This is a genomic window from Acinetobacter sp. ANC 4173 (assembly GCF_004331255.1).
GTDB lineage: Bacteria > Pseudomonadota > Gammaproteobacteria > Pseudomonadales > Moraxellaceae > Acinetobacter.
On the sequence record NZ_SJOF01000002.1, the window covers coordinates 194,249 to 219,135 of the forward strand.

The 24,887-nt window shown below is 39.5% G+C and carries 22 protein-coding genes and 1 pseudogene; 7 read left to right on the forward strand and 16 right to left on the reverse strand.

Annotation, left to right across the window (positions count from 1 at the left end; translation table 11 throughout):
- Positions 1–47 precede the first annotated feature (47 nt).
- The 7 genes and pseudogenes from hutU to E0H94_RS03340 form a co-directional block, all read right to left on the reverse strand.
- Positions 48–1,724: a urocanate hydratase gene (hutU, locus tag E0H94_RS03310; RefSeq protein ID WP_131325122.1), complete on the reverse strand. Its 1,677-nt coding sequence runs from the start codon at positions 1,722–1,724 to the stop codon at positions 48–50.
- Positions 1,725–2,140: 416 nt separating this feature from the next.
- On the reverse strand, positions 2,141–2,896 hold the full coding sequence (hutC, locus tag E0H94_RS03315; RefSeq protein WP_165495578.1) for a histidine utilization repressor: 756 nt from the start codon (positions 2,894–2,896) through the stop codon (positions 2,141–2,143).
- 342 nt (positions 2,897–3,238) lie between these two features.
- The gene (locus E0H94_RS03320; RefSeq protein ID WP_131325123.1) at positions 3,239–5,416 is read right to left on the reverse strand and encodes a TonB-dependent siderophore receptor; all 2,178 of its coding nucleotides are present in this window, start codon (positions 5,414–5,416) and stop codon (positions 3,239–3,241) included.
- Between the two features lie 287 nt (positions 5,417–5,703).
- The gene (locus E0H94_RS03325; protein ID WP_227548546.1) at positions 5,704–6,594 is read right to left on the reverse strand and encodes a LysR family transcriptional regulator; all 891 of its coding nucleotides are present in this window, start codon (positions 6,592–6,594) and stop codon (positions 5,704–5,706) included.
- Between the two features lie 53 nt (positions 6,595–6,647).
- The gene (locus E0H94_RS03330; protein WP_131325125.1) at positions 6,648–8,000 is read right to left on the reverse strand and encodes an MFS transporter; all 1,353 of its coding nucleotides are present in this window, start codon (positions 7,998–8,000) and stop codon (positions 6,648–6,650) included.
- Between the two features lie 50 nt (positions 8,001–8,050).
- On the reverse strand, positions 8,051–9,340 hold the full coding sequence (gene salA, locus E0H94_RS03335) for a salicylate 1-monooxygenase (RefSeq protein ID WP_131325126.1): 1,290 nt from the start codon (positions 9,338–9,340) through the stop codon (positions 8,051–8,053).
- 211 nt (positions 9,341–9,551) lie between these two features.
- A pseudogene (locus tag E0H94_RS03340) lies at positions 9,552–9,995 on the reverse strand (TonB-dependent receptor domain-containing protein); the annotation flags it as partial.
- 100 nt (positions 9,996–10,095) lie between these two features.
- Here E0H94_RS03340 and E0H94_RS03345 point away from each other — a divergent pair.
- A complete protein-coding gene (locus E0H94_RS03345) occupies positions 10,096–11,052 on the forward strand; it encodes an NAD(P)-dependent oxidoreductase (RefSeq protein WP_131325127.1) in 957 nt (318 codons plus the stop codon).
- A 77-nt stretch (positions 11,053–11,129) separates the two neighbouring features.
- On the opposite strand, the gene E0H94_RS03350 is transcribed toward E0H94_RS03345, so the two are convergent.
- The 5 genes from E0H94_RS03350 to gudD all read right to left on the reverse strand — a co-directional run bounded on the left by E0H94_RS03350 (position 11,130) and on the right by gudD (position 16,472).
- A complete protein-coding gene (locus tag E0H94_RS03350) occupies positions 11,130–11,843 on the reverse strand; it encodes a FadR/GntR family transcriptional regulator (RefSeq protein WP_131325128.1) in 714 nt (237 codons plus the stop codon).
- Between the two features lie 255 nt (positions 11,844–12,098).
- The gene (locus E0H94_RS03355; RefSeq protein WP_131325129.1) at positions 12,099–12,293 is read right to left on the reverse strand and encodes a type II toxin-antitoxin system prevent-host-death family antitoxin; all 195 of its coding nucleotides are present in this window, start codon (positions 12,291–12,293) and stop codon (positions 12,099–12,101) included.
- A gap of 67 nt (positions 12,294–12,360) precedes the next feature.
- The gene (locus E0H94_RS03360) at positions 12,361–13,947 is read right to left on the reverse strand and encodes an aldehyde dehydrogenase (NADP(+)) (RefSeq protein WP_131325130.1); all 1,587 of its coding nucleotides are present in this window, start codon (positions 13,945–13,947) and stop codon (positions 12,361–12,363) included.
- A 30-nt stretch (positions 13,948–13,977) separates the two neighbouring features.
- Positions 13,978–14,889 (reverse strand): 5-dehydro-4-deoxyglucarate dehydratase, encoded by a 912-nt coding sequence (kdgD, locus tag E0H94_RS03365; protein ID WP_131325131.1) that lies wholly within the window; start codon positions 14,887–14,889, stop codon positions 13,978–13,980.
- 248 nt (positions 14,890–15,137) lie between these two features.
- Positions 15,138–16,472 carry a glucarate dehydratase gene (gene gudD, locus E0H94_RS03370; RefSeq protein WP_131325132.1) on the reverse strand — a complete coding sequence of 445 codons (1,335 nt, stop codon included), beginning with the start codon at positions 16,470–16,472 and terminating at the stop codon, positions 15,138–15,140.
- Between the two features lie 291 nt (positions 16,473–16,763).
- On the opposite strand from gudD, the gene E0H94_RS03375 reads away from it, so the two are divergent.
- The 3 genes from E0H94_RS03375 to E0H94_RS03385 all read left to right on the forward strand — a co-directional run bounded on the left by E0H94_RS03375 (position 16,764) and on the right by E0H94_RS03385 (position 20,720).
- Entirely contained in the window at positions 16,764–18,125 is a 1,362-nt protein-coding gene (locus tag E0H94_RS03375; RefSeq protein WP_131325133.1) for an MFS transporter, read from the forward strand.
- 74 nt (positions 18,126–18,199) lie between these two features.
- The gene (gene garD, locus E0H94_RS03380; RefSeq protein ID WP_131325134.1) at positions 18,200–19,750 is read left to right on the forward strand and encodes a galactarate dehydratase; all 1,551 of its coding nucleotides are present in this window, start codon (positions 18,200–18,202) and stop codon (positions 19,748–19,750) included.
- Positions 19,751–19,829: 79 nt separating this feature from the next.
- Positions 19,830–20,720, forward strand: a complete 891-nt coding sequence (locus tag E0H94_RS03385) for a DMT family transporter (protein WP_413773003.1) — start codon at positions 19,830–19,832, stop codon at positions 20,718–20,720.
- A 232-nt stretch (positions 20,721–20,952) separates the two neighbouring features.
- On the opposite strand, the gene E0H94_RS18990 is transcribed toward E0H94_RS03385, so the two are convergent.
- On the reverse strand, positions 20,953–21,111 hold the full coding sequence (locus E0H94_RS18990) for an NAD(P)-dependent oxidoreductase (RefSeq protein ID WP_227548538.1): 159 nt from the start codon (positions 21,109–21,111) through the stop codon (positions 20,953–20,955).
- Positions 21,112–21,488: 377 nt separating this feature from the next.
- Between E0H94_RS18990 and E0H94_RS03395 the strand changes: the two genes are divergently transcribed.
- Together E0H94_RS03395 and E0H94_RS18960 are read left to right on the forward strand one after the other, a co-directional pair.
- Positions 21,489–22,088, forward strand: a complete 600-nt coding sequence (locus E0H94_RS03395) for a TetR/AcrR family transcriptional regulator (protein WP_131325136.1) — start codon at positions 21,489–21,491, stop codon at positions 22,086–22,088.
- A gap of 220 nt (positions 22,089–22,308) precedes the next feature.
- The gene (locus E0H94_RS18960) at positions 22,309–22,503 is read left to right on the forward strand and encodes a YdhR family protein (protein WP_319922782.1); all 195 of its coding nucleotides are present in this window, start codon (positions 22,309–22,311) and stop codon (positions 22,501–22,503) included.
- A gap of 20 nt (positions 22,504–22,523) precedes the next feature.
- On the opposite strand, the gene E0H94_RS03405 is transcribed toward E0H94_RS18960, so the two are convergent.
- Entirely contained in the window at positions 22,524–22,766 is a 243-nt protein-coding gene (locus E0H94_RS03405; protein WP_131325137.1) for a hypothetical protein, read from the reverse strand.
- A 300-nt stretch (positions 22,767–23,066) separates the two neighbouring features.
- Between E0H94_RS03405 and E0H94_RS03410 the strand changes: the two genes are divergently transcribed.
- Positions 23,067–23,258 carry a hypothetical protein gene (locus tag E0H94_RS03410; RefSeq protein ID WP_131325138.1) on the forward strand — a complete coding sequence of 64 codons (192 nt, stop codon included), beginning with the start codon at positions 23,067–23,069 and terminating at the stop codon, positions 23,256–23,258.
- Here E0H94_RS03410 and E0H94_RS03415 read toward each other — a convergent pair.
- On the reverse strand, positions 23,242–23,871 hold the full coding sequence (locus E0H94_RS03415; RefSeq protein ID WP_131325139.1) for a LysE family transporter: 630 nt from the start codon (positions 23,869–23,871) through the stop codon (positions 23,242–23,244). The two genes, E0H94_RS03410 and E0H94_RS03415, sit on opposite strands and share 17 nt — an antisense overlap.
- Before the next feature lie 140 nt (positions 23,872–24,011).
- Complete coding sequence (locus E0H94_RS03420; protein ID WP_131325140.1) at positions 24,012–24,587, reverse strand: FxsA family protein; 576 nt, start codon at positions 24,585–24,587, stop codon at positions 24,012–24,014.
- Between the last annotated feature and the right edge of the window lie 300 nt (positions 24,588–24,887).

The following is a 24,887-nucleotide window of genomic DNA, read 5'->3' on the forward strand; positions in this document are numbered from 1 at the left end:
GTGCTTTTCACAATTGCAAAAAGCACCGCCAGTTCTTCCATGTATTTTTATTGAGTAATCATTGGCAGATTTAAGCCCTGCTCTTTGGCACAATCGATGGCAATGTCATAGCCTGCATCGGCATGGCGCATTACACCAGTCGCTGGGTCATTGGTCAGTACGCGAGCAATACGTGCCGCAGCTTCATCGGTACCATCACACACAATGACAACGCCTGAGTGTTGAGAGAAGCCCATACCTACACCGCCACCGTGGTGTAAAGACACCCATGTTGCCCCGCCTGCTGTATTTAACAAAGCATTCAGTAATGGCCAATCTGATACGGCATCTGAACCATCTTGCATTGCTTCTGTTTCACGGTTAGGACTGGATACCGAACCAGAGTCTAAATGGTCACGACCAATCACAATCGGTGCAGACAATTCACCTGTGCGAACCATTTCATTGAATGCTAGACCAAGTTTTGCACGTAAGCCTAAACCCACCCAACAAATACGCGCTGGCAAACCTTGGAAGCTAATGCGTTCACGCGCCATATCTAACCAACGGTGTAGGTGCTCATCATCTGGAATTAACTCTTTAACTTTGGCATCCGTTTTATAAATATCTTCTGGATCGCCTGAAAGTGCCACCCAGCGGAATGGGCCAATACCACGACAGAACAATGGGCGGATATATGCAGGTACGAAACCAGGGAAATCAAAAGCGTTCTCAACGCCTTCATCTTGCGCCATTTGACGAATGTTGTTGCCATAGTCAAATGTTGGAACACCCATTTTTTGGAAATCGAGCATCGCTTGTACGTGTTTCGCCATCGACTGTTTTGCAGCTTTGACCACAGCTTCTGGTTCTGTTTTCGCACGTTCACGGTATTCTTCCCAAGTCCAACCAATAGGTAAATAACCATTCAGTGGATCGTGTGCACTTGTTTGGTCGGTTACCATATCGGGATGTACACCACGGCGAACCAATTCTGGTAAAATTTCAGCAGCGTTACCATGAAGTGCAATTGAAATCGCTTTACCTTCTTTGGTGTATTTCTCTATACGCGCTAAAGCATCGTCCAAATCTGTCGCTTGTTCATCCACATAACGGGTACGTAAACGGAAGTCGATACTGGCTTGTTGACATTCAATATTGAGTGAACACGCGCCCGCAAGTGTTGCCGCTAGAGGCTGAGCACCGCCCATACCACCTAAACCAGCGGTTAACACCCAACGACCAGTTAAATCACCGTTGTAGTGTTGGCGACCTGCTTCAACGAAAGTTTCGTAAGTCCCTTGCACAATCCCTTGGCTACCAATGTAGATCCATGAACCCGCGGTCATTTGACCATACATAGCCAAACCTTTGGCATCGAGTTCATTAAAATGTTCCCAATTTGCCCAGTGTGGCACCAAGTTTGAATTGGCAATTAACACACGCGGTGCATCTTTATGGGTTTTAAACACGCCAACGGGCTTACCAGATTGCACCAAGAGTGTTTCATCTTCTTCAAGTTTTTTGAGCGTTTCTACAATTTTATCGAAGCATTCCCAGTCACGCGCTGCACGGCCAATACCGCCATACACAACAAGTTCTTTTGGATTTTCAGCCACATCAGGGTCAAGGTTATTCATTAACATGCGCAACGGCGCTTCTGTTAACCAGCTTTTTGTATTTAAAGTTGTCCCTCTAGGTGCACGAATTTCAATGTCACGATAACGTGGATTATTTGCTTTCACAAACAGACTCCTTTCCTTTTTAAAAATAATGTCCACAAGAATCTTCTTATGGGAAACTACATGTTCATACTTGTATATACATATATATACTATAGATTTTTTCATTAATACAATATTTTTTTTAATTTTCCATCAACCCATTAATTTAAATACAAAAAAAAATGCATAAGATGACTTATGCATTTCCGAAAAAATTTGATTTTCTAAATTTTAAGCTTAGAACTTGTATGACTTCACGCTGTTCAACCAGCGTTTTTATTGAACACACCAGAGTTACAACGTTGTGGATGATGGTAGATGAATCTTCAAAATGAATGATTAATTTTTTTAAATTTGAACTTTTATCGGGTCTCGACAAAGCTGCGTACGGAGATATAAGCAACTTTCTATACCCGTGGTTTCGTCAATCCATTATGTTACGGATTAAACTTACCTTCCAAATGATATCGATTGCCTGGATAAATCAAACGCGCACTAGAAATGAGGTTTTTATTTGACCATGTTCTACGCTGAATAAATAAACAGGGTTCTGCCTTATTGATTTTGAGCCATTTACATTCTTGAGCAGATGCCAAAACCGCTTTTACAATATGCTCTCCCTCGGTCATGGGCGAATTTTGCATTAAGTATGCATTGGGAGTTATTTGCGAAAAATCTTGTTTTAAATAATTCGGCACCAAATACGAATTGACCAATCTATCTTCAATTTGCACAGGAATATCATTTTCATAATGAATAATAATGGAATGATAAAGGAGCTGACCTTCTTGTACCTCCATTTGCAGACTTTGCAAAGCATTCGCATGAATACTTTCTAGAACAATCACTTCAGCACGATGCTCATGCTTTCTTGCTTGGATTTCATCAGCAATATTATTGATTTGAAACAATGAAGTTTGTCCTTGTTGCTCTGCGACAAAAGAACCCACCCCTTGAACTCGAACCAATACGCCTTCTGCCGTTAACTCCCGTAGTGCACGATTAATGGTCATACGACTACAACCCAACTGGTTGACCAATTCACTTTCAGACGGAATTTTTTGATTGGTTGACCATAACCCTTGATTAATTTTAGTGGTAATTAATTGCTTCACTCGCATATAAATCGGGATCGGACTATCTGCATCAATAGTTAGCTCTAGGTCTTGTTTCGGCTCTTTTTTTATTGCCATGTAATTACTCGATACAGATTAACTTAATTCTTCGCAGTTTACCCTGTACCCCTCAAAAGGTATATACAGATATAGTCAAGTTATCTATAAGTTCCACGCCCATAACTCTAGGTCGGCAGGATTTGATGGGAAAAACTGAAAAGAACCTTCTTTTACAACTCCCATCCATACCCGTAAACCAGATTCACTTTAAAGTTTCGCTATGGCTGTTCAAAATTTATAAAACTGAAACAGAGTAAATCGGCTTATAAAAAAGTGCTTCAACCTTAAAATAAATAAGGGACATTCACCATCTGACAAATGTCCCTCAACTAAGCAATTAAACAGCTAGAAAATATTAAACTAGAAATTCACTGTCCATGAGAATTGTGCTGAACGCGGTGCACCTAAGAATAAGTAATCATCCCCAAAGAAACTCCCTGCATCACGCCAATATTTCTTGTTAAACAAATTATCAATATTTAAACGCAGCGTATTGTCATACCCATAAGCGCGGAAGTTATAAGCTGAACCAATATCGAACACAGTAAAACTTGGAACTTTGACCGTGCCTGCTTTGTTGGCATATTTGTCACTACTGTATTGCATACCTGCCAACAATCTCAAGCCATCCACTTGTGGCACAGCATATGAAACATGACTGGCAAAACGTAATTTTGGTACATTTTGTGTTTGATGCCCACTATATTCAGCCGCATCAATACCTTTAAGTTGTGAATCAATAAAAGCCATAGTTGATGAAATATCAAGGTTTGGGCTTAAGCGACCTTGTACACCCAGTTCTAGACCCAGATTATGCTGTTCACCATCTGTGACATAATCATAATTTGCATTGGTATACTGGTTATCTTGCTTGAGATCGAACAGTGCTGCGCTAAACAACAAGGCCTGCCATTGCTGTTTAATCCCCAATTCATACTGAGCAGAATATACAGGTGACAATGTTGCAAATGCATTATTGGCAAACCATGGTGCCTGTCCACCATCACTTAAGCCTTTGGCATAAGAGGCATACACATGTGTATGCTCCCAAGGTTGATACATCACTGCGAATTGTGGCAAGAAACGATCTAAATTGGTCTCTCGAATATTACTCCCATCTGCGGCATAAGCATTTTCATCTAAATGCAGCAACTTACCGCCCAATAGAACAGACCACGCTGTATTAAACTCAATCTGATCCAATACATTTAAGGCTGTTTGCTGACTATCAAGAGATTTATAGTGATTCCCCAAAGGAACATTTGAAGGGTTATAAGTTTCACTATCTGTATAAATATTGCCTGAACCGACTTGCACATTGACTGCATCATACTGTGCATGACGCTTATAGGTCTGTGATAATTCTAAACTTAGATTATGTTGCCATGTGCCCGTGTTAAACTTCCCATTTAGACCTGTTTTAAACTGGTTGGTGAGATAACTGTCATTCGGACTGCGGAACTCATAAATATCGTAATTACCCTGAGCATCAAAACTATTACCTAAACCAGAAATCTCGCACACGCTGCTATAGCACGCCCAAGGAAATGCCGAGTAATCATCCACCACGACACGACTTTGTGAAGCAGCTAAATTTGCCGTCCAATTGTCATTAAATTGGTAGGTATATTTTAAACCAGCATTTAGACTTTCATTGGTAACAGGTTTGCCCCAGCTTTGATAACCCAGTAAACGATCCCAATTCACATTGGTTGGAAGAGCCGTTCCGCCCAGTAACTGGTAACCTGGAACTGAACGTTGGCGTTGACGTTGTGACTCAAGATCAAATTCCAATTTTGAACGATCTGACACTTTCCAGTCCAAAGCCAAAGAACCGAATACACGCTGACCATCAGCATGATCCACATAAGGGTGGATTTCTTCTTTTGCAAGATTAATTCGATAACCGAACTGCTGCTTCTCGCCGAACAAGCCACCTAGGTCTGTTGCGACACGATTGCCTCCATGACTGTCCCCTTCAATCGTTAAAGAGCGAACATTTTCAGGACGTTTCGTGACATAGTTGATTACACCACCAGGCGTTGACATACCACTTTGAATAGCGCTAATGCCCTTTAAAATTTCAACTTGTGCTTTATTTTCAAGGGCTACATTTTGTTGGCCACGCAGTAAATGACCATTCAGTAAATAGCTTGACCCTGCATTAAGCATAAAGCCACGCATCATAAAATTCGGATAGTAACCAATTGGTGCATAGCCATCCCCGACGGCTGCATCATTTTTCACGACATCCGTGAGTGTTTTAGCATGTTGGTCTGCAATAAGTTGTGCTGTAACTGTCGTCAGTGAAGCCGGTATTTCAGCCTGAGTTTGCTGTGTAAACCCCGTCAAATTCACCTGAGGCTGGTAATAGGCAGCCTGTGCTTTATCAGCGGTTACCGTGATTGTCGCAAGTTGTGCGGTTTCATTTTCATCTGCTGCATAAGCCATTCCTGAGCTTAGTCCTAGATATGAAAATGAACCAACCGCCAGTAATGCTTTTTGTAAATGAGAAAATGAAAATGGATACGTATTCACAGTCGTTGCCTAACCCCAAAAGATAATCTTACAGCATGAATTTTGCGGGATGAGTATTCACAATTTTCACGTATAGAACAATGCTTTTCTCAGACTTATTTCTAGTTTTGTACGAAATAATCTTCATGAAAAGGTAAACTAAATAAATACTGAGAAGCAAGTATCCAAAGATCCATTTTTAAAGACTTGAAGATAGGAAAATCGCTCAAACATTCGAGCGAATTCAGTTCAAAAATGCACCCGAATAAGCTTTATGATTTTTAGATATTATGATGAAGCAATATGCACTATAAGCGCTGAAACACATTTTGAATGGTCTGTATAAACCATGCTCGCGCTTCTAAATCATCGTGATGGTTATACCAATTTACACTGACATTAAACGGTTTCACTGTAAAAGGTAATTCAAAAACATTCACCTCACTGTTTCGCTCATAAACTTTGGCAGCTCGCGAAGGCAAAGTGACTAAAAGTTCTGAGCTGGTCACAACATCTTGTAAAACGCTAAAATGAGGGAGTTCTAGCATGATATTTCTTTTTAATCCCAGCTCTTTCAGCTTTTGATCAATTTCAATATGCCCCGTTGAGGATTTAATCGCCGCATGTTTTTCTTGTAAATATTGCTGCAAACTCACTTGATTCTGTACACGTGGATGATGCTTATGCGCTATACACATATAGCGTTCTTCAAATAAATTTCGTGATTCGATTTTTGGCATCACGGTATAGCTACTATTAAATACCGCGACATCTAAAAACCCCTCAACCAACCACTCTTCAACTTTATTGGATTGAATTTCTTCAATTTCAATCTTCATAAACGGTGCATGTTTTGAAAGAAATTGAATCAGTGAAGGGAGTAAACAGATTTCACCCAAATCGGATAAACCTAAACGAAAAACTCGTTGCGAAGTTTGAGGATTAAACTCTTGTGAAGCCGTAATGGCTTTTTCAATCTCAGAAATAGATTGTCTGAAACTTGGATATAAACTTTGGGCTAACTTGGTTGGTTTCACCCCAAATTTATCTCTTTCGAATAAAGGATCATTCAAAAATTTTCGAAGCCGATTTAAATTATATGTGACCGACGGTTGACTTAAGTTTAAGCGTTCCGCGGCATGACTAATATTCTTGGTTTCATAAATAATAATAAAAACTTTAATCAGACTCAGATCAATCAATTTATATCTTCCATAAAATTAGGGAGACTCAATCGCCTCCCTATGTCCCTTTAGGCTTGCACCACTTTTGCTTCTAATTTTGTTTTTTTCAATCGTAAATGAATGGTAGAAACACTCATCACAGCAAGAATACAAGGTATTGCCAGTGCAATAAAATTATAATTAATCGGTAAACTCAGGCTCAGCAACCAACCACATAATATTGGTCCTAAAATTGCACCCAGTCGACCCACACCCAATGCCATGCCTAAACCCGTTGCACGAATATTGGATGAATAGAATTGCGACATATAAGCCAATAATAAAATTTGTCCCCCGATTGAAGCTGCCCCTGCCACGGCTATACAAAGATACAAGATCACCATTGGTAAACTATAGCTCAGTAAAAATAATGCGATGGCTCCACTTAAGAATAAGCAACAGAGTACCTTCGCCAAATTGAAACGGTCTGCTAAAAAGCCACCACAGATTGCACCCAACATCCCGCCAATATTCAGTGCCAGTAAAAATACCAAACTGGTTGATAAATCATAACCTGCTTCTACCATCAATTTTGGTAACCAGTTACCTAAGGCATACACCAAAACCAAAGCCATAAACACACTGCCCCAGAACAGCAACGTAATCGGTCCACGATCCTCGCCAAATAAATCTTTGACAGGCGTTTTAGAAGAAACTTGGTTATTCTGATGCAGACTAATTTCGGTTTGTGTTGTATATGTCACGGTGTCATCAATCTGCTTCAGGATAGCAGCAGCTTTTTCAGTTTTCTTTTGACGTACCAAGTAATCAATCGACTCAGGCAGTAACAGCCAAATTACAGGGACTAATAAAAGCGGAATTCCTCCTAGAATAAACATGATTTTCCAGCCAAATTGTGGCACCAACCACATGCCCAATAATGCCGAACACATCCCACCTACTGCATAACCACTAAACATCAATGAAACCAAGGTAGCACGTAGTTTCTTCGGAGTATATTCAGTCATTAAAGCGATCACATTGGGCATCACACCACCCAAACCTAAGCCAGCCAAAAAGCGGAAAACACCAAAGTTCTGAGGATTGGTTGCATAGCCACACAGCAAAGTAAAACTACTGAATAAACAAATACATAAAACAATCAGTTTTTTACGGCTAAAACCATAACCTTCTAATTTATCACTCAGGCTACCAAAGATGATAGCACCGAACATCATGCCAAAAAGCGCAATACTGCCTAGAAAACCTGCAGTAATGCTATTAATTTGCCATTCCGCCATCAGCTTGGGGAGAGCTACCCCATAAATCACCAAATCATATCCATCAAAGATAATGATCAGCGCACTGAGTAAAATCACGCGCCAATGAATGGCTTTTAATTGAGCATGATCGATGATTTCATTTGCATTAATTTTTTGCATGGTAGACCTCCCTGGTCTTTATATTCTGTGCAAATTTATATTTTTGGGGCTTAACCAGCCAGCTTTAGACCTTGCTCTATCTCCAATGTTAAAGTCGCATTTGCATTCTCAATATCTTGTTCCAGTGAATGTTGCCATAACCAGTCAAAACGGTGCGCCAAATGTAGTCCGACATCCTCAAAACTTGGATAATTTTTAGAATAAAGCTCATAAATCTCTCCCGATTCCTGCGAGGTATATTGAACTTTTACCGCCCGATCCAAGCGAATTTCTTCATAAATTTTAGAGACTGATGTTAAGTTTTTGATACTTAACTGTGGATGTGCCAATAAGTTTGCCAATATCAATGCATCTTCCAAACCTTGCCCTGCCCCTGCCCCTTGATGAGGTAACATGGCATGTGCAGCATCACCGATTAAAATGACATTTTGAGTTTTATTTTGATACGTGGTTAATGGCGCAATTTGATGTAAAGCCCAAATGGTTGGACGGTCAATCAAATTCAGCAATGCCTGACAACTACGACTCCAATCTGCAAAGTCAGCCAACATGTCCTGTTTAGACACTGCTTGAGTCCATGCTGTATTGGCTGGGAGTGTGGTTTGAGTTCGGTCTGACTTGAATGCAACAATATTAATTTCAGCCCCTTGCCGAATGGGGAAAGTCAAAATATGTTTATCCTTTCCTAAAAACATTTGTGGAACATTTGCCAGTTCCGAATCGTTTCCTAATGCCTGTATCGCGTGCTGAAAATCTTCAAACTTGATGATCCCTCGATATGCCCATGTCCCTGAAAATTCAGGGTTTACCTGTGGTAACTGGTGCGAATCCAACACATGATTCCGCACCGCTGAATGAATTCCATCACAGCCTATCAAATAATCACATTCAACTAATTCACCATCCATCAGTTGAATCGCAACACGGTCATTCGTTGCGGTAACCTCTTGAACCCGTTTATTGAAATGTACGTTTTGCTGTGGCACCAAGGGAATTAAACTTTCAAGAAAATCGGCACGATGCACCGAAGATTGTCCCACATCTTTCGCAACCGAACTGGATAAGTATTCATCGGTATAACCGTTTCGCCATTGAAACCAAATGTCGGTAAAAGGCGCTTTGACTTTATCTGCAATCTGTTCATATTCATTGGCTAGACCCAAGAGTTGAATCGCTTTAACCGCATTGGCACCAAAGGAAATTCCCGCTCCAATTTCAGAAAACTGTGCCGCTGCTTCATATAAATGCACATCTAAATTCGGATTTTTAACCAATTGGGTCATCAGGGCTAAACCTGCAATTCCACCACCAATCACAGCAACTTTTATCTTCTTGTCCATTTTTAGCATTCCTTACTAAATTGCTTAGATTTCTATCATTGGTTATTTTTTAAGATTAATCCAATTTATATTTTTTAATTCACACTATCTATTTTTTTGATATTTTAGCGTTACTTATTATTTGAACTGTTTCGAAATAACCTTATATTTTTATAATTCCTCAGACATTAAAAGCCCCTTTCAGGTCTTTTAATGTGATAAAAATTAGGCTTTAAAACTTGTAATTCATACTCAAAGTTACATTGCGGGGTTCGCCCCAAGCCATTGCACTTGCACCAATCCCTTCATAATATTTTTTATCAAAAATATTATTCACATTCACTTGAGTACTAAAGTTTGAATCAAACTTATAACCGAGCATTGCATTGGCAAGATATAAATCGCCTCGGTCAATACGCGTAGCACCTGTCCCTGTATAAATCTTACTGAGATAGTTCAAACCTCCACCTGCATACCACGCTTCATTTTTATACTTCACAAATATATCTGCTGTCGTACGTGAATTGGTCGGGTTGTCGTCATTGCCTTTGGCATCTTTGGCGCTAAAGTTAGCAACACCAAAGCTCAGCCCCCAATTATCATTGATTTCACCATCCAGATTTAATTCAACGCCTTTACTCACCACACCATCTGTAGCGTAATAAGCATTTTCAGACAATCCATCAAATTTAAGGGGGAATAGATTTCTATTCGCTAGAAATTTAAGCTTAGCAAAGATATGATGTCATACATCATATCTTATTCATCTCTTGATTATGTCTGCAATAAAAGTAACCTGTACTGAAAAATACGTCTTGATTGATCAACAGTTTCAATTTGACTTCCCTGTGAAATACACCGAATTCCAACAACTTGACCAAGACCAGTTTCAAACACAAGTCCATGACCAAGATGTCATTATTATTAGTGACTTAAATGTGAATGAACAGGTCTTAGCCAATAATCCAAACCTGAAACTGTTGGCGATCTGCTCTACTGGATTTGACCATGTCAATCTGCCCCTGTTAAAACAACATGGCGTTCAAGTCTGCAATATTCGTGGTCAAGCCAGTGATGCGGTTTCAGAACATGCATTTACCCTCATGATTAATCTAATTAAAAACTTTAATCAGCAAACTGAAGGTGTGAAACAAGGTCGATGGTCTAACGGTGGTAACTCATTTCTTCTTGCAGCACCGATGGGTGAGCTAAAGAACAAAACCCTAACCATTATGGGGAAAGGAAGAATTGGTTTATCTCTTGCGCAAAAAGCAGAAGCCTTTGGTATGAAGGTCATTTTTAGTGAACGTAAAAATACCGTCGAATGCCGTGATGGTTATGTACCGTTTGAGCAAGCCGTACAACAGGCTGATATTTTGTCTTTACACTGCGCACTGAATGCGGAAACCCAACACTTGATGGATGCTTCTGTATTTAACTTAATGAAGGACAACAGCATCCTGATTAATGTTGGACGTGGTGCTTTAGTGCATGATGCCGACCTCGTTACAGCCATTGACAGCAAGAAAATTGCGGGCTTTGGTACCGATGTCCTAAATCAGGAACCCCCTGCCGATAATCATCCATTGCTTCAGTTACAACGTCGCCATGACAATGTCTTAATTACAGGCCATATTGCATGGGGAACCAATGAAGCACAGCAGCGTTTGTTTGCAATTTTAGAAAGCAATATCAATCAAAACATCCAAGGCAATCCACAAAACCTTCTCTAAGAAAAAAGCAGAGCCATCACTGGGATGGCTCTGCTTTTTAAATCACAACAATAACTTGATGGACTGACAACCCAATCTTATTGCTTAAATTTTTTAATACTTTTGGATAAATGCGCACGCATCATTTGGCGCGCCAATAGTCCATCCTGGTCCACAATTGCATTGAAGATGTTCACATGATCATGATGTACTGTTTTTAAGTAGTCTTCACGATTGACAGGGCTTTGTTCAATTGATTTTACCCGCGCGCGTGGAATAATTTTTTCACCTAAATACTTCAGAAAATCGACAAAATATTGATTTTCCGATGCCTCGGCAATTGCGATATGAAAGTCATAATCAGCCTTTACCGTACCGTCATTTACATCAGAAGAAATATGTTGTTCAAAAGCATCCAGTGCCGCTTTCATTTTATCAATATGCACTTTTTTACGACGCTCTGAAGCCAGAAATACCGCTTCAGACTCCAAACTAATTCGTAGTTCCAACAAGGCAACAATGTCATTAATGGTTTCTAAACTGGCATTCGAAAGTAGAAAGTTTTGCTCTGTGTTCTGCTCTTTAACAAAGGTACCAATACCATGACGTGTTTCGACATAACCTAAAGAACGTAATTCAGTAATCGCCTCACGAATCACCGAGCGACTCACTTCAAACTGTTCAATAAGTTCTAGTTCTGTCGGAATTTTTTCTCCAACCTGAAAATCCCCTGACTGAATTTTTTCGATCAATTGCTCTACAATGATTTGGCTTAATTTTTTTGCAGATCTAGATTTAATCGCACTAGACATAATAAAGGAGACTCACCAAATGTTGGAAAATTAGAGACTTAGTTTACTATATTCCTGACCAATAATCCTATATCAAGTGTATTAGAGTTCAGTATCAATAAAAATCACAATTATAAAATAATAAATGCTTTAAGAGCGTATTCAAACTAGCATTGTTTACCTGAAAAGGAAATGCCATAGCGACATTCACTCCCTCTCACCGATGTAAAATGCCTCTATACAATGTCTATTTTATGCAAGCAATTCAGCAGTACGCTACAGCGACTCTTGATGTGTTGTGGGAAATTTTGCCTCAAATTCTGCCTTTTTATAAGCGTCATAAGATGCTTTACTAATCATTACCGCCGATTCTCGCCCTTTACGGGTAATTTCAACAGGATCACCAGCCACCGCCTTATCCATAATCATGGACAATACCGCTTTGGCATTGCTGCAATTAAAACTTTCCATAAAATACTGTCCTCAATAAAGCCACGCCATGATCAATCACGGCGTGGCTTTGGTTTAATCCATTAAATTAAAGTGCCGCTTTGGTCAGCTCACCATTAATCAAACGATTAATTTGCAATGGATTTTCATCTTTCAATGCTGCTGGCAATAACACCTGTGGTGTATTTTGATAACAGACTGGGCGCATGAAACGTTCAATGGCACCTGTACCTACCGATGTGCCACGTGCATCGCTAGTTGCAGGAAATGGGCCACCATGCACCATAGCATCACATACCTCTACCCCAGTCGGGAAGCCGTTAAACAGTACACGACCAGCCTTACGGGTAAACAATGCCAATAATTGATTTGCTGCTGCTAGTTCAGCATCTTCACCAATAATGGTAGCTGTCAATTGACCTGCCAATTGTTCAAGACCTTGTAACAATGTCGCTTCATCGTCAACCCCAACTACAATCGACATTGGACCAAACACTTCGTGCTGTAATTTGGCATTACCCGCCAACAACACACTTTGGTCTGCTTGGAACAAGTTCGCCGATGCTTGTGAAATCAATGTTGCTTCCTGACCTTGAGCAATCAGTTCAAAACCAGCTTCTGTTTTTAACTCAGCAATACCTTGTTGGTAGCTTTTTAGAGTTCCGGGATTGAGCATGACTTGTGGCACAGCTTGTTGGGTATGTGCAATTAAGCCTTCAACAAATTGGTCAAATTCAGGGCTTTTCACCCCTAAAATTAACCCTGGTTTGGTACAGAATTGACCACAACCCATATTAAATGATGCAACAGTCTCTTGTGCAATTTGCGCACCACGAGCAGCTAAGGCTTGAGGCATCACCACAACTGGATTCACACTCGACATTTCAGCAAACACAGGAATCGGTTGCGGACGGTTTTGCGCAAGATGATACAGCGCCATGCCACCTTCCAAAGACCCTGTGAAACCAACCGCTTGAATCAGTGGATGTGCCACCAAATCTGCACCAACACGTGAACCAAAAATCATGTTGAACGTGCCTGCTGGCATTCCACAGTTTACTACTGCTTTTTCAATGGCTTCACCCACCAGTTCCGCAGTTGCCATGTGTCCAGAATGTGCTTTAAATACTACAGGGCAACCCGCAGCTAAAGCAGCAACTGTGTCACCACCAGCAGTCGAGAACGCCAATGGGAAGTTACTTGCACCAAACACTGCCACTGGGCCTAAAGCCACTTTGCATTGACGAATGTCCACGCGCGGCATTGGTTTCCGTTCTGGCAATGCAGGATCTATACGTGCAGCATAAAAATCACCTCGACGTAACAATTGAGCAAATAAACGCAACTGACCTGTTACACGACCTGTTTCACCTTGCAAACGTGGCAAAGGCAAACCTGTTTCTAAAGCAGCAACTTCTTGCAGCTTTGCACCCAAAGCTTCAATTTGTACTGCAATTTCTTCTAAAAATTCAGCACGTTGTCCTTGCGAAGTTTGGCTATATACAGCAAAGGCAGCCTCAGCAGCTTTTGCCGCAGCGTCGACTTCTTCAAGCGTTGCTTGGCTGTAGACATAACCTGTGAGTTGGTAGTCAGTTGCATTAATACTTTCAATTGCAGGTGCATGTGTTGCTACACGCTGACCATTGATAAATTGTTTACCATTATTAATTGCCATGAATTAACTCCAATGCCTGAATTTATAAACTTATTGCGGACCCAAAGTTGCAATTAATGCAGCTAAATCTTCGTAGTCTTTCGGAGTTAAATCGCTTAATGGTGGACGGACAGGACCCGCATCATAACCTACAATCTTCGCACCCGCTTTAATCATACTTACGCCATAACCTGCTTTACGGTCACGAATTTGGATTAAAGGAAGGAAGAAATCTTTAATTAAACGGTCAGTTGTAGCCGTGTCATTTGCACGAATCGCGTTATAGAATTCCATTGCAGTTTTTGGAATGAAGTTAAATACTGCAGATGAGTACACTGGGCAACCCAATGCTTTGTATGGTGCAGCAAATACTTCAGCAGTTGGTAAACCACCTAAGTAAGATAAACGGTCACCTACAGTTTGAGTAATGCCTGTCATCATATCAATTTGACCAGAACTATCTTTAAAACCAATCAGGTTTGGACAAGCTTCTGTCAATTCTTGCAATGATTTAAGATTTAAAAGCGATACACTACGGTTGTAAAAAATGACACCGAAATCTACAGAGTTACAAACTTGTTTAACGTGCTCGATCAAACCTTCTTGGCTTGCTTCAGTTAAATAATGTGGCATTAAAAGAATACCTTGTGCACCAAGACGTTCTGCTTCTTGCGCTTGTGCAATTGCTTGACGTGTTGGACCACCTGCACCCGCAATAATCGGAACGCTACCTTTGCAAGTATCTACTGCTGTCTTAATGACTTCTGAATATTCATTGCCAGTTAATGAGAAGAATTCACCGGTACCGCCTGCAGCAAAGAGTGCACTTGCGCCGTAAGGTGCTAACCACTCTAAGCGCTTTTGATAAGTTGCTTTGTTAAAATCGCCATTTTTATCAAAGTCAGTTACTGGGAAAGAAAGTAAACCATCTGAAACAATACTTTTTAATTCAAGAGCATCCATTAGCAGTTCTCCATGTTTGTTTGCCGTTGTCAGACATCTTACATCATATGTTTTGTTTTTTTCAATCACTTTTCAAGAAACAGCTTATTTATTTTTTATTACCATTAAATATCAAACACTTATTAAACAAAAATAAACTCAACAACATATCGACCCTACACGACAACGACTCCGTTCCGTCAAATCATTTGCCAGAAAATAAAAAAAGCTGCCAGAAGGCAGCTTTCTAAAAATGTAAGATGGCTTACTTAGCGAACAAGACAAGGCTTTTTGTTATTAAACTTCCAATCTGGAATTAAAAATTGCATGCCTTCTGCATCGTTACGTGCGCCTAAACTATTCGCTTTATAAAGTTCATGTGCACGGTTAATACTGTCCCAATCCAACTCAACACCTAAACCTGGGGCTGTCGGTACTTGAATTTTACCTTCTTTAATTTCAAGAGGTTGCTTGGTTAACTGGTCTGTTCCCTCTTGCCAGATCCAATGTGTATCAATTGCTGTCACTTTGCCGACCGCCGCAGCTGCAACATGCGTGAACATGGCCAATGAAATATCAAAATGGTTATTTGAATGCGAACCCCACGTTAAATTGTACATTTGACACAATTGTGAAACGCGAACTGAACCTTCAAGCGTCCAAAAATGAGGGTCCGCAAGCGGAATATCAACGGCTTGTAATTGAATACTATGCGACATTTCTCGCCAATCGGTAGCAATCATATTGGTTGCAGTCGGAAGACCTGTTGCACGCTTAAATTCGGCCATAATTTCACGGCTGGAAAAACCTTGCTCTGCACCACAAGGGTCTTCAGCATAAGCCAATACACCTTTTAAATGCTTACCTAAAGCAATCGCTTCATCTAGATACCAAGCGCCATTTGGATCAAGTGTTACACGAGCATCTGGGAAACGGCGTGCAATAGCCGTTACTGCTTCCGCCTCTTGTTCACCAGGTAATACACCGCCTTTTAATTTAAAGTCCTTAAAACCATAGCGGTCATATGATGCTTCAGCAAGACGCTGAATTGCATCAGGTGTTAATGCTTTTTCATGGCGCACGTTATACCAATCATGCTTTAAATGCTGCGAAGTTGCATAGTCCAAAGAGGTCTGCTTACGATCACCAATAAAGAATAAATAGCCCAGTACTTCTACTTCGCTGCGTTGTTGCCCTTCGCCTAACAGACTTGCAACATTCACATTTAAGTGTTTGCCAAGTAAATCCAGTAACGCAGACTCATATGCAGTCACCACATGAATTGTTGTTCTTAAATCAAAAGTTTGGTTCCCGCGACCGCCTGAATCTCGGTCTGCAAAGGTTTGATGAATTTTCTTTAATAAATTTTTATATTCACCAATCGGCTGACCTTCAACCAATGCTTTTGCATCATTTAGTGTTGCCAGAATTTTCTCGCCACCCGGAATTTCACCAACACCAATATTGCCAGAATTATCTTCAATAACAAGGATGTTACGGGTGAAATAGGGACCATGAGCACCACTCAAATTCAGCAGCATACTATCATGACCCGCGACAGGTATTGCTCTGATTGATTTAACAATAGGTGTAGTAGCCGACATTGAAATGCTCCTTGTCTGATTGACTAAAATTTGTGATATAAAACTTATAAGACATCATATCTCTTGTCAAGATAAGCATTAAAATAATTATTTTTTTAGCTGAATGCTTGCCAAAATAATATTTTTAATCATATGATGTCATACATCTAAAGATTCCATTTAGAACTAGGACAATGGAAAGAGTGAGATGATTCCCTTTCAAGTTTCACTACTCTATTCTATCGATGAATTTGACATGACGTCACCTATTTCACGGAGCTGAAATAGGTCGCTTACTAAAAGAGTTTGTATATGGACAATTTGCAAACAAGTACAGCTGTAGTGCCATTAAGGGCAACCCATACCAAAACCCGTTATTATATTTTAGCGATGATTTTTTTGGTTACAGCTTTAAACTACGGTGATCGAGCAACTATCTCGATGGCTGCCACGCCAATGTCTCAGGAATTAGGTTTAAATTCTGTGACTATGGGCTATATCTTCTCTGCTTTCGGCTGGGCGTATGTAATTGGTCAAATCCCTGGGGGGTGGCTATTAGATAAGTTCGGTGCAAGAAGAGTTTATTTCTGGAGCATTATGCTCTGGTCAATCTTTACAGTGATGTTGGGTTTTGTTGATATTTGGGGCTCAATTCCTTTAATCATCGCATCATTATTCATCTTACGTTTTCTTGTGGGTTTATCAGAAAGCCCTGCTTTCCCAGGTAACAGTCAAATTGTGGCTGCGTGGTTCCCCACTAAAGAACGCGGTACTGCTGCCGCAATTTTTAACTCAGCTCAATATTTTGCAACAGTAATTTTTGCTCCATTTATGGGGTGGCTCGTTGCACAAATCCATTGGCAATCCGTTTTCTGGATTATGGGTGGATTAGGAATTGTTGTGGCTTTCATTTGGCTTAAGGTTATCTATAGTCCAGAAAAGCATCCAACCGTTAATACAGATGAATTGAAGTTCATTAAAGCGGGTGGCGCACTCACCAATATGGGTGAAAATCAATCCAAAGTTGTAGATGCAGAAAATAAAATAAGCTTTAAAAAGATTAAAAGTCTTCTCGCATCACGCATGCTCTTAGGTATTTTTATTGCCCAATATTGTATTACTTGTTTGACATATTTCTTCCTAACATGGTTCCCAGTGTACCTTGTAAAAGAACGTCATATGACCATTTTGCAAGCTGGTTTTGCGGCTGTTGCACCTGCACTCTGTGGTTTTATTGGGGGTATTTTGGGTGGTTTGGTTTCAGACCGATTAATTAAAATGAATCGCTCTTTAACATTCGCTCGTAAGCTGCCAATTATTTTAGGCCTATTCTTATCGACCAGTATTGTGATTTGTAACTATGTGGAATCGCATACAGCCATCATCTTCTTTATGTCATTGGCTTTCTTCGGCAAAGGGTTTGGCTCTTTAGGCTGGGCAGTTATGTCCGATGTTGCACCAAAAGAAATGATTGGTTTATCGGGTGGTTTATTCAATACCTTTGGTAATACTGCGGGTATCGTCATCCCAATCGTGATTGGTTACATCATTAATTCAACGGGTTCATTCAATGGTGCCCTAGTATTTGTGGGTATCCATGCGGTTATTGCGATTTTATGCTACCTCTTCATGGTTGGCAAAATCCAACGCTTTGAACTTAAAACAACGCCATAAATCTCCCCTTCAGATAGATTTGGGTCGAAGTGACCCAAATCTATCTTCTCACCCAATATATACAAGGAACGATCATGCAACAAAGACCACTACTCATCAAAATTAATCCGCAAGACAACGTCGCGATCGTGGTGAACGATGGTGGTCTTGCACAAAATACTTATGTTGAAGCACAAGATATCACTTTGGTTGAAGCTGTTCCCCAAGGGCATAAAGTTTTATTAACAGCATTAAAAGAAAATGATCCGATTGTTCGCTATGGTGAAATTATTGGATATGCAAATAAAGAATTAAATGCAGGCTCATGGGTCAATGAAGCGGTAACGCTGATGCCTGAAGCACCCACTTTAGACTCTTTAGAGCTTGCGACTCGCCCTGCCCCAGTACTTGAACCCCTCACTGGTTATACTTTTAAAGGTTATAAAAACAAAGATGGTTCTGTCGGTACTAAAAACTTATTGGCAATTACCACCAGCGTAAACTGCGTTGAAGGGATTGTCGATCATGTGGTTAAAATCGTAGAACGTGAATTACTGCATAAATATCCAAATGTCGATGGTATTGTCGGACTCAATCACCTATATGGATGTGGAGTCGCGATTGATGCACCGGCCGCGATTGTGCCAATTCGCACCATTCATAACTTAGCGCTGAATCCAAACTTTGGTGGCGAAGTCATGGTGGTCAGCTTAGGCTGTGAAAAAATGCAGCCTGAACGCTTACTGAATATTCCTGCAGAAAACAAACGTATTCCTGTCGAAGACCAAGACATTATTCAACTACAAGATGAACGTCATAATGGTTTCCAAAGCATGATTGACCATATTCTTGCGGTGGCAGAACACCATTTAGAAAAACTCAATCAGCGCCAACGTGAAGATGTTTGTGCATCAAACCTCGTTGTGGGTATGCAATGTGGTGGCAGTGATGCGTTCTCAGGTGTAACCTCTAACCCTGCTGTTGGTTTTGCCTCTGATCTGATTATCCGTTGTGGTGGAACAGTGATGTTCTCGGAAGTGACGGAAGTGCGTGATGGTATTCATTTACTGACACCGCGCGCTGAAAATGAGCAAGTTGCAAAAGACCTGATCCGTGAAATGCAATGGTATGATGACTACCTCGCCGCAGGTAAAGTCGATCGTAGTGCCAATACCACACCCGGAAACAAAAAAGGTGGTTTAAACAACATTGTGGAAAAAGCCATGGGCTCGATTGCCAAATCTGGCAGTTCAGCCATTGTTGAAGTATTAGCACCAGGTCAAAAACCAAGCAAAAAAGGACTGATTTTTGCGGCAACCCCATCCAGCGACTTTATTTGTGGTACACAACAAATGGCTTCGGGTATTACGGTACAAGTTTTCACGACGGGTCGCGGCACGCCTTATGGTTTAGCCGCAGTTCCTGTGATTAAAATGGCAAGTCGCAATACCATTGCTAACCGCTGGTATGACTTAATAGATATTAGTGCTGGCGATATTGCTATTGGCAAGCGTAGTATTGAACAAGTGGGCTGGGAATTGTTTGAACTCATCCTTCAAGTTGCAAGTGGTGAAAAGAAAACTTGGTCAGATCACTGGGGAATTCATAACTCTCTAGCTGTTTTCAACCCAGCACCTGTAACCTAAATTTTGTTGGGTTAAAAGTATCGTCATTACATACAACTTTTAACCCATTCAACTCAAGAATAGGATCAACTTTTTTATGTTGCAAAACACGTTCGCATCCTCTAATGCCGTGGGTAAAGCACTCCTCTGTTTAATGACCTCTGCTTTCCTGTTTTCCATTATGGGTGTGTGTATTCGTTTTGCATCTGAAACGGTAGATAATCCAACCGTGGTTTTTTTTAGAAATGCCGTCGGATTGTTTATTTTTATTCCTATGCTGTTTAAGCAGGGCTTAAGTTTTATTAAAACCGATAAATTGTGGATGCATACTTGGCGCAGTATGGTCGGTTTAGCCGCAATGTATGGTTTTTTCTATGCCATCGCACATCTTAAACTTTCTAATGCAATGGTGTTTAGCTACTCATCTCCGATCTTCATTCCACTGATTGCCTATTTCTTTTTAAAAGAAAGAATTAGTCAAGGTATGATTGTTGCTGCCGTAGTTGGTTTAATTGGGGTACTGCTGGTTGCAAAACCCGATCAGGGACTATTTAACAGCTTATCTTTTATTGGCTTAGGTGCATGTTTTTTATCTGCGATGGCCTTTGTCACGGTACGTGCACTGACCAATACCGAGCCGCCAGAACGAATTGTTTTTTACTTCTGTATTTTCGGCACACTCATCTCCTCTATTCCGATGTATTGGCACTGGCGCGTGTTTAGCCTCAAAGAATTGCTACTCTTAATTACGGTAGGACTTTTAGCGAACATCAGTCAACTCTTTATGTCATATGCCTACAGCCTTGCCCCTGCTGGGCAAATTGGACCGATGAATTATATTGCGATTGTGTTTGCAGGCATTTGGGGCTTTATTTTCTGGCATGAAATTCCAGATGTATTTAGCATTTTAGGAATCTCTATTATTTTAATGGCAATTTTAGGTTGTAACCCGACCATCATGGCTAAAATTAAACAGATGGTTAAGGCTTAGCTCTCTTTGAATTAATTAAAAAAACTTAGAAGTACATTCCACTGTCTACTTCTAGGTTTCGACATCACAATCGTTTTGGGAAGACATTTAGTAGCCGAGCATGACCTCTACTAGTAGCCGCGTATAACATCTACCTCATTGAGCAAACTTTTATACACCATCACAAATTGATTATTTTCAACAATTTGTTGCACAACGACATTTAAGTCGGCATGTGAGGCTATATGTGGCGTTACAACAATATTCGATGATGCCACAAGGGATTTTCTGAGCTTAATGGCTCATGCTCAAACACATCTAAAATAGTTCCATCTAAATGCCCTGAATCTAAGGCAGCCAATAAATCACAGGTATTATTGATTAAATTTATTAGAATCAAAAACAGGGACATTTTTGTTTCTACAAATGCTAAAAAATAATCACATCATGGATGATGTACTTTTGTAAATTTCATACAAAGCCAAAATTTTCAAAATAATTATCTGATTTAATTAGAAAAAAATTCATAATCATAATTTCTTTCAATTTGCTTTCTGCTTAAACTTTACAAAACCTTTTTAAATCATTATTTTGACCCAATTAAAGACAGGTATCCCAATTTAGATATCTCCCCTACAAGTTATAGCATGACTGTTTCAAGCTTAATCAAACTAGGTTAATTGTTGTTTTTATCGGCATTTCTTCTACAATAGTTTAATTCTGTTTAAGAAAAAGTTGCTATAGTCTTCTCACAAGTTCTTTTATAGTGATCTTATACGGAACATATGCATGAATTCAGAACGCCAACAAAATTTTCTTTTACGTAAAGAAAAAATCTTAGCAATGGCCGAAAAATTATTACTCGATAATAATCAGGACATTACTCTTGAAGAACTTGCTTCTGAGTTAGATATCGCCAAAGGTACAATTTACAAGCATTTCGACAGTAAAAATCAACTTTATTTAGAACTTATTATTCTAAACGAAAAACGTTTACTCGATATTTCACACAAATTCAACACAGACATCAATTCGTATGTTTCAGAATACATGCTCTACAACATGTTAAATTCAAACCGTACAATTTTACTGCATGTGATTGAGGAACGTCTGACCAACAACGAACGTAAGCTGAATAACTTATTTGATGAACTCTATAAAATCCGTGAAGCGCGTATTTTAAGTATTAAAGAAATCACTGATAAATATTTAAAAGAAAACAATAGTGCAATGTCTATTCGTGACTATCAGTCTTATGTTTGGACCGTCACCTATGGTGCATGCTTGTTGCTCAATTCAACCCATTACCAAAAAGCGATTGGCTCACGTGACCGTTTAATAAAATTATATATTAATCAAGTATTAATGACACCTGATAAAGTTATATAAATAGAATTTAAAGGAGATCTGATGAGGTCTCCTTTTTATTTTTGCTATCCTTTTTCCAAACTCAGCTCAGCAAAAATATCCTAAAGTAATTGAAGCTTTCAGAATTATTAATATGACCGTCTTATTACAAATCGATTTTTCCAGTACTGGACCTTTTGCAGCAGAAATGACAAAAGCATTTGCCCCACTTGCAGAAAATATTAATTAGGAAACTGGTCTTATTTGGAAAATTTGGGCAGAAAATAAAGATGCTCAAGAAGCAGGTGCAATCTATCTATTTGATTGTAGAGAAAATGCTACCAATTATTTAACCATGCACTGCGCACGTTTAGAAAATTTCGGTATTACCCATATTCGCAGCAAAATTTTTCAAGTGAATACAGATCTTTCAAAAATCAACCATGCACCACTTTAAAAGAATAAGTCCTGAATCTCTCAGGACTTATCATTACTTAAATGCAATGTTTCAAGTAAAGTTGGCTGCACAGGTGCTTCAGCCTGATTATGAAGATAAACTTGCACAACTTTAAACACAATCACAACGGCTAAACACGTCGCTATACAAAAAATCCAGAAACCAAATGGACTTCGAATGTTATGTGAGCCGCAATTCGGACACTCTTTAACATCCGAATCGACCACTAAATCACAGCAAGCACAATGGTATTGATACAGCATAGGTATACTCCTATTTCACTGTAGTGGTTGTATTTATTTTCACATTCCCAACTACAGAGCAATGTAATCTTTCTTGATGTTATGTGAGTATTTGTAAATGCACAAGAGAAGTCACCAACAAAAGCCGACTGTAGCGTTCAAAATTAATGCGTACACCACTCATCTACTGTTTGGATTTTTTTTATGGAAATGATGACTTTAATGAATATGTAACGAGGTTTGAGTTTCATAAAATTCAACTCCTCCCATAATTCAAGTAATATAGCCGTCCAGATTCATTTTTTAGTGTGGATTTCAGCGATGATACAATTGATTAAAAAAGGCGGGTTACGGGAGCGCGCGAATCGTAGCCGAAAATTTAAAGGCTCTGAAAATACTGAAACCACGCTCAAACCCAATAGTTATGCTGACACTACGAAAAATGCTGAAATCGTAAACTCAACTTCAGCACAGATTCAAGAAACCAACACTCAATCTAAAACATCTGAATAGCGTCGTACCAAAGCCAAATGGCAAACACTAGAAATAAAGCCCCCGAGAGAATATCAATAGCGTGTCCTGCTCGTTGATACAAGGCTTTAATTTTTGGTGTAGACATGATGAACATAAATAAACTAAACACCAAAAATGTTTGAAGTGGGATGATGAATGCCAATTGAGATTTTAAATTGGCATTTGCAGACGAACCCAGTGCTAAGGAAAAGACGCTACTGAAATAAATTAAGGTCTTTGGATTAGACAAATTGGTCAATAATCCCAATAGAAAATATTTTTGCTGACCCGGCAGAGTTAAAGTCCCTTCTAGTTGAGGACTTTGTGCAGAAGTTAAACCCTCCTTTAACATCCCCCATCCCATGCGAGCTAGGAAAAATCCCCCTATCAGCATCAAGATTTGCTGAATCCATGGAAATTGTTCAACCAATACCGTAAAGCCTAATAAGGTTAACACCACCCAAACAACAATCCCTGCCGATATGCCTAAAATAATTTTTAAGGTATTTAAGCGTGTGGTAGAAGCAGAACTTTTTGCAATCAGCAAAACATCTGGTCCGGGGGTTAATTGTGCGACAAAATGTAAAGCACAGATGGTCAGTAATAGAGACATATTTTTATAAAGCGATTCATTTTCCAATTGATGAATTATAACGCTTGTTTAAATTTTTACTGCATTAATCACATATTGATTATAAAAAAACCGAAGTATTTTGAGTGACTTCGGTTTAGATTTAATGATAATCGGCTTGATTATTTATTTACATCTTTCATTTCAATTTTCTTGGCATCTGGCGTTACTTCATGTGCCTCACCATCAATAATGCTTGAATCACGGTATTGACCACCTTGTTGATTTTGCATGTCTTGCATTTGACGCATTAAATCTGCAAATGGGTTTTGCCCTTGCGCACCTGTTACTCCACCCATATCGCCCATCATGCCACCCATCATTTTATTCATCATGGCTTGTTGACGCTTCATCATGGTTTTCATAAATACAGCTTGCAACGCTTTTTGAACAGCAGGAATTAACAATAAAACGGCAAATACATCACTGATCAAACCTGGAATCAGCAGTAGAAAACCAGCGAAAATTTTAGGTAAATTTCCAGTAAATGCAGGGTCTGAACTCACCTGACCTGATTGCATTTGTTGCATCTGCGGCATAATCCCCGCCGAATATTTACGGATAATATTTAATCCAATAAAGAAGGCAGCCACAAACCAGAAAAACACGTACCACATACTACCAACGAGGTCGCCCACGCCAATCCAGACGAATACTTCTAGAATTAAGCCCGCAAGTACAATCAGAAATAATTTCATGAAAATTAATCAAATCTCTAAAATAAAAAAATTGACCATATTCTAAAGCTGTCAAAGTGTTCAGCATTTTTCTATGGTTAAGAATATCTATAAGGGCAGTTTTTTATTTTTAAAGCCCTTGGTCAAAAAATTGTACAAACTATTCAAATCTAGTGACAATCTTGGTGCTGTTCTTACAACTTTATTGTTTAAACGCGTTTTAGAATTTTACGCTTCTCAGTACGTACAGCTTGAATTGAAGAAATCATGAGAATTACTCATTTGTGTTATTTATATTTCAAATAGAAATTACTCTAGCAT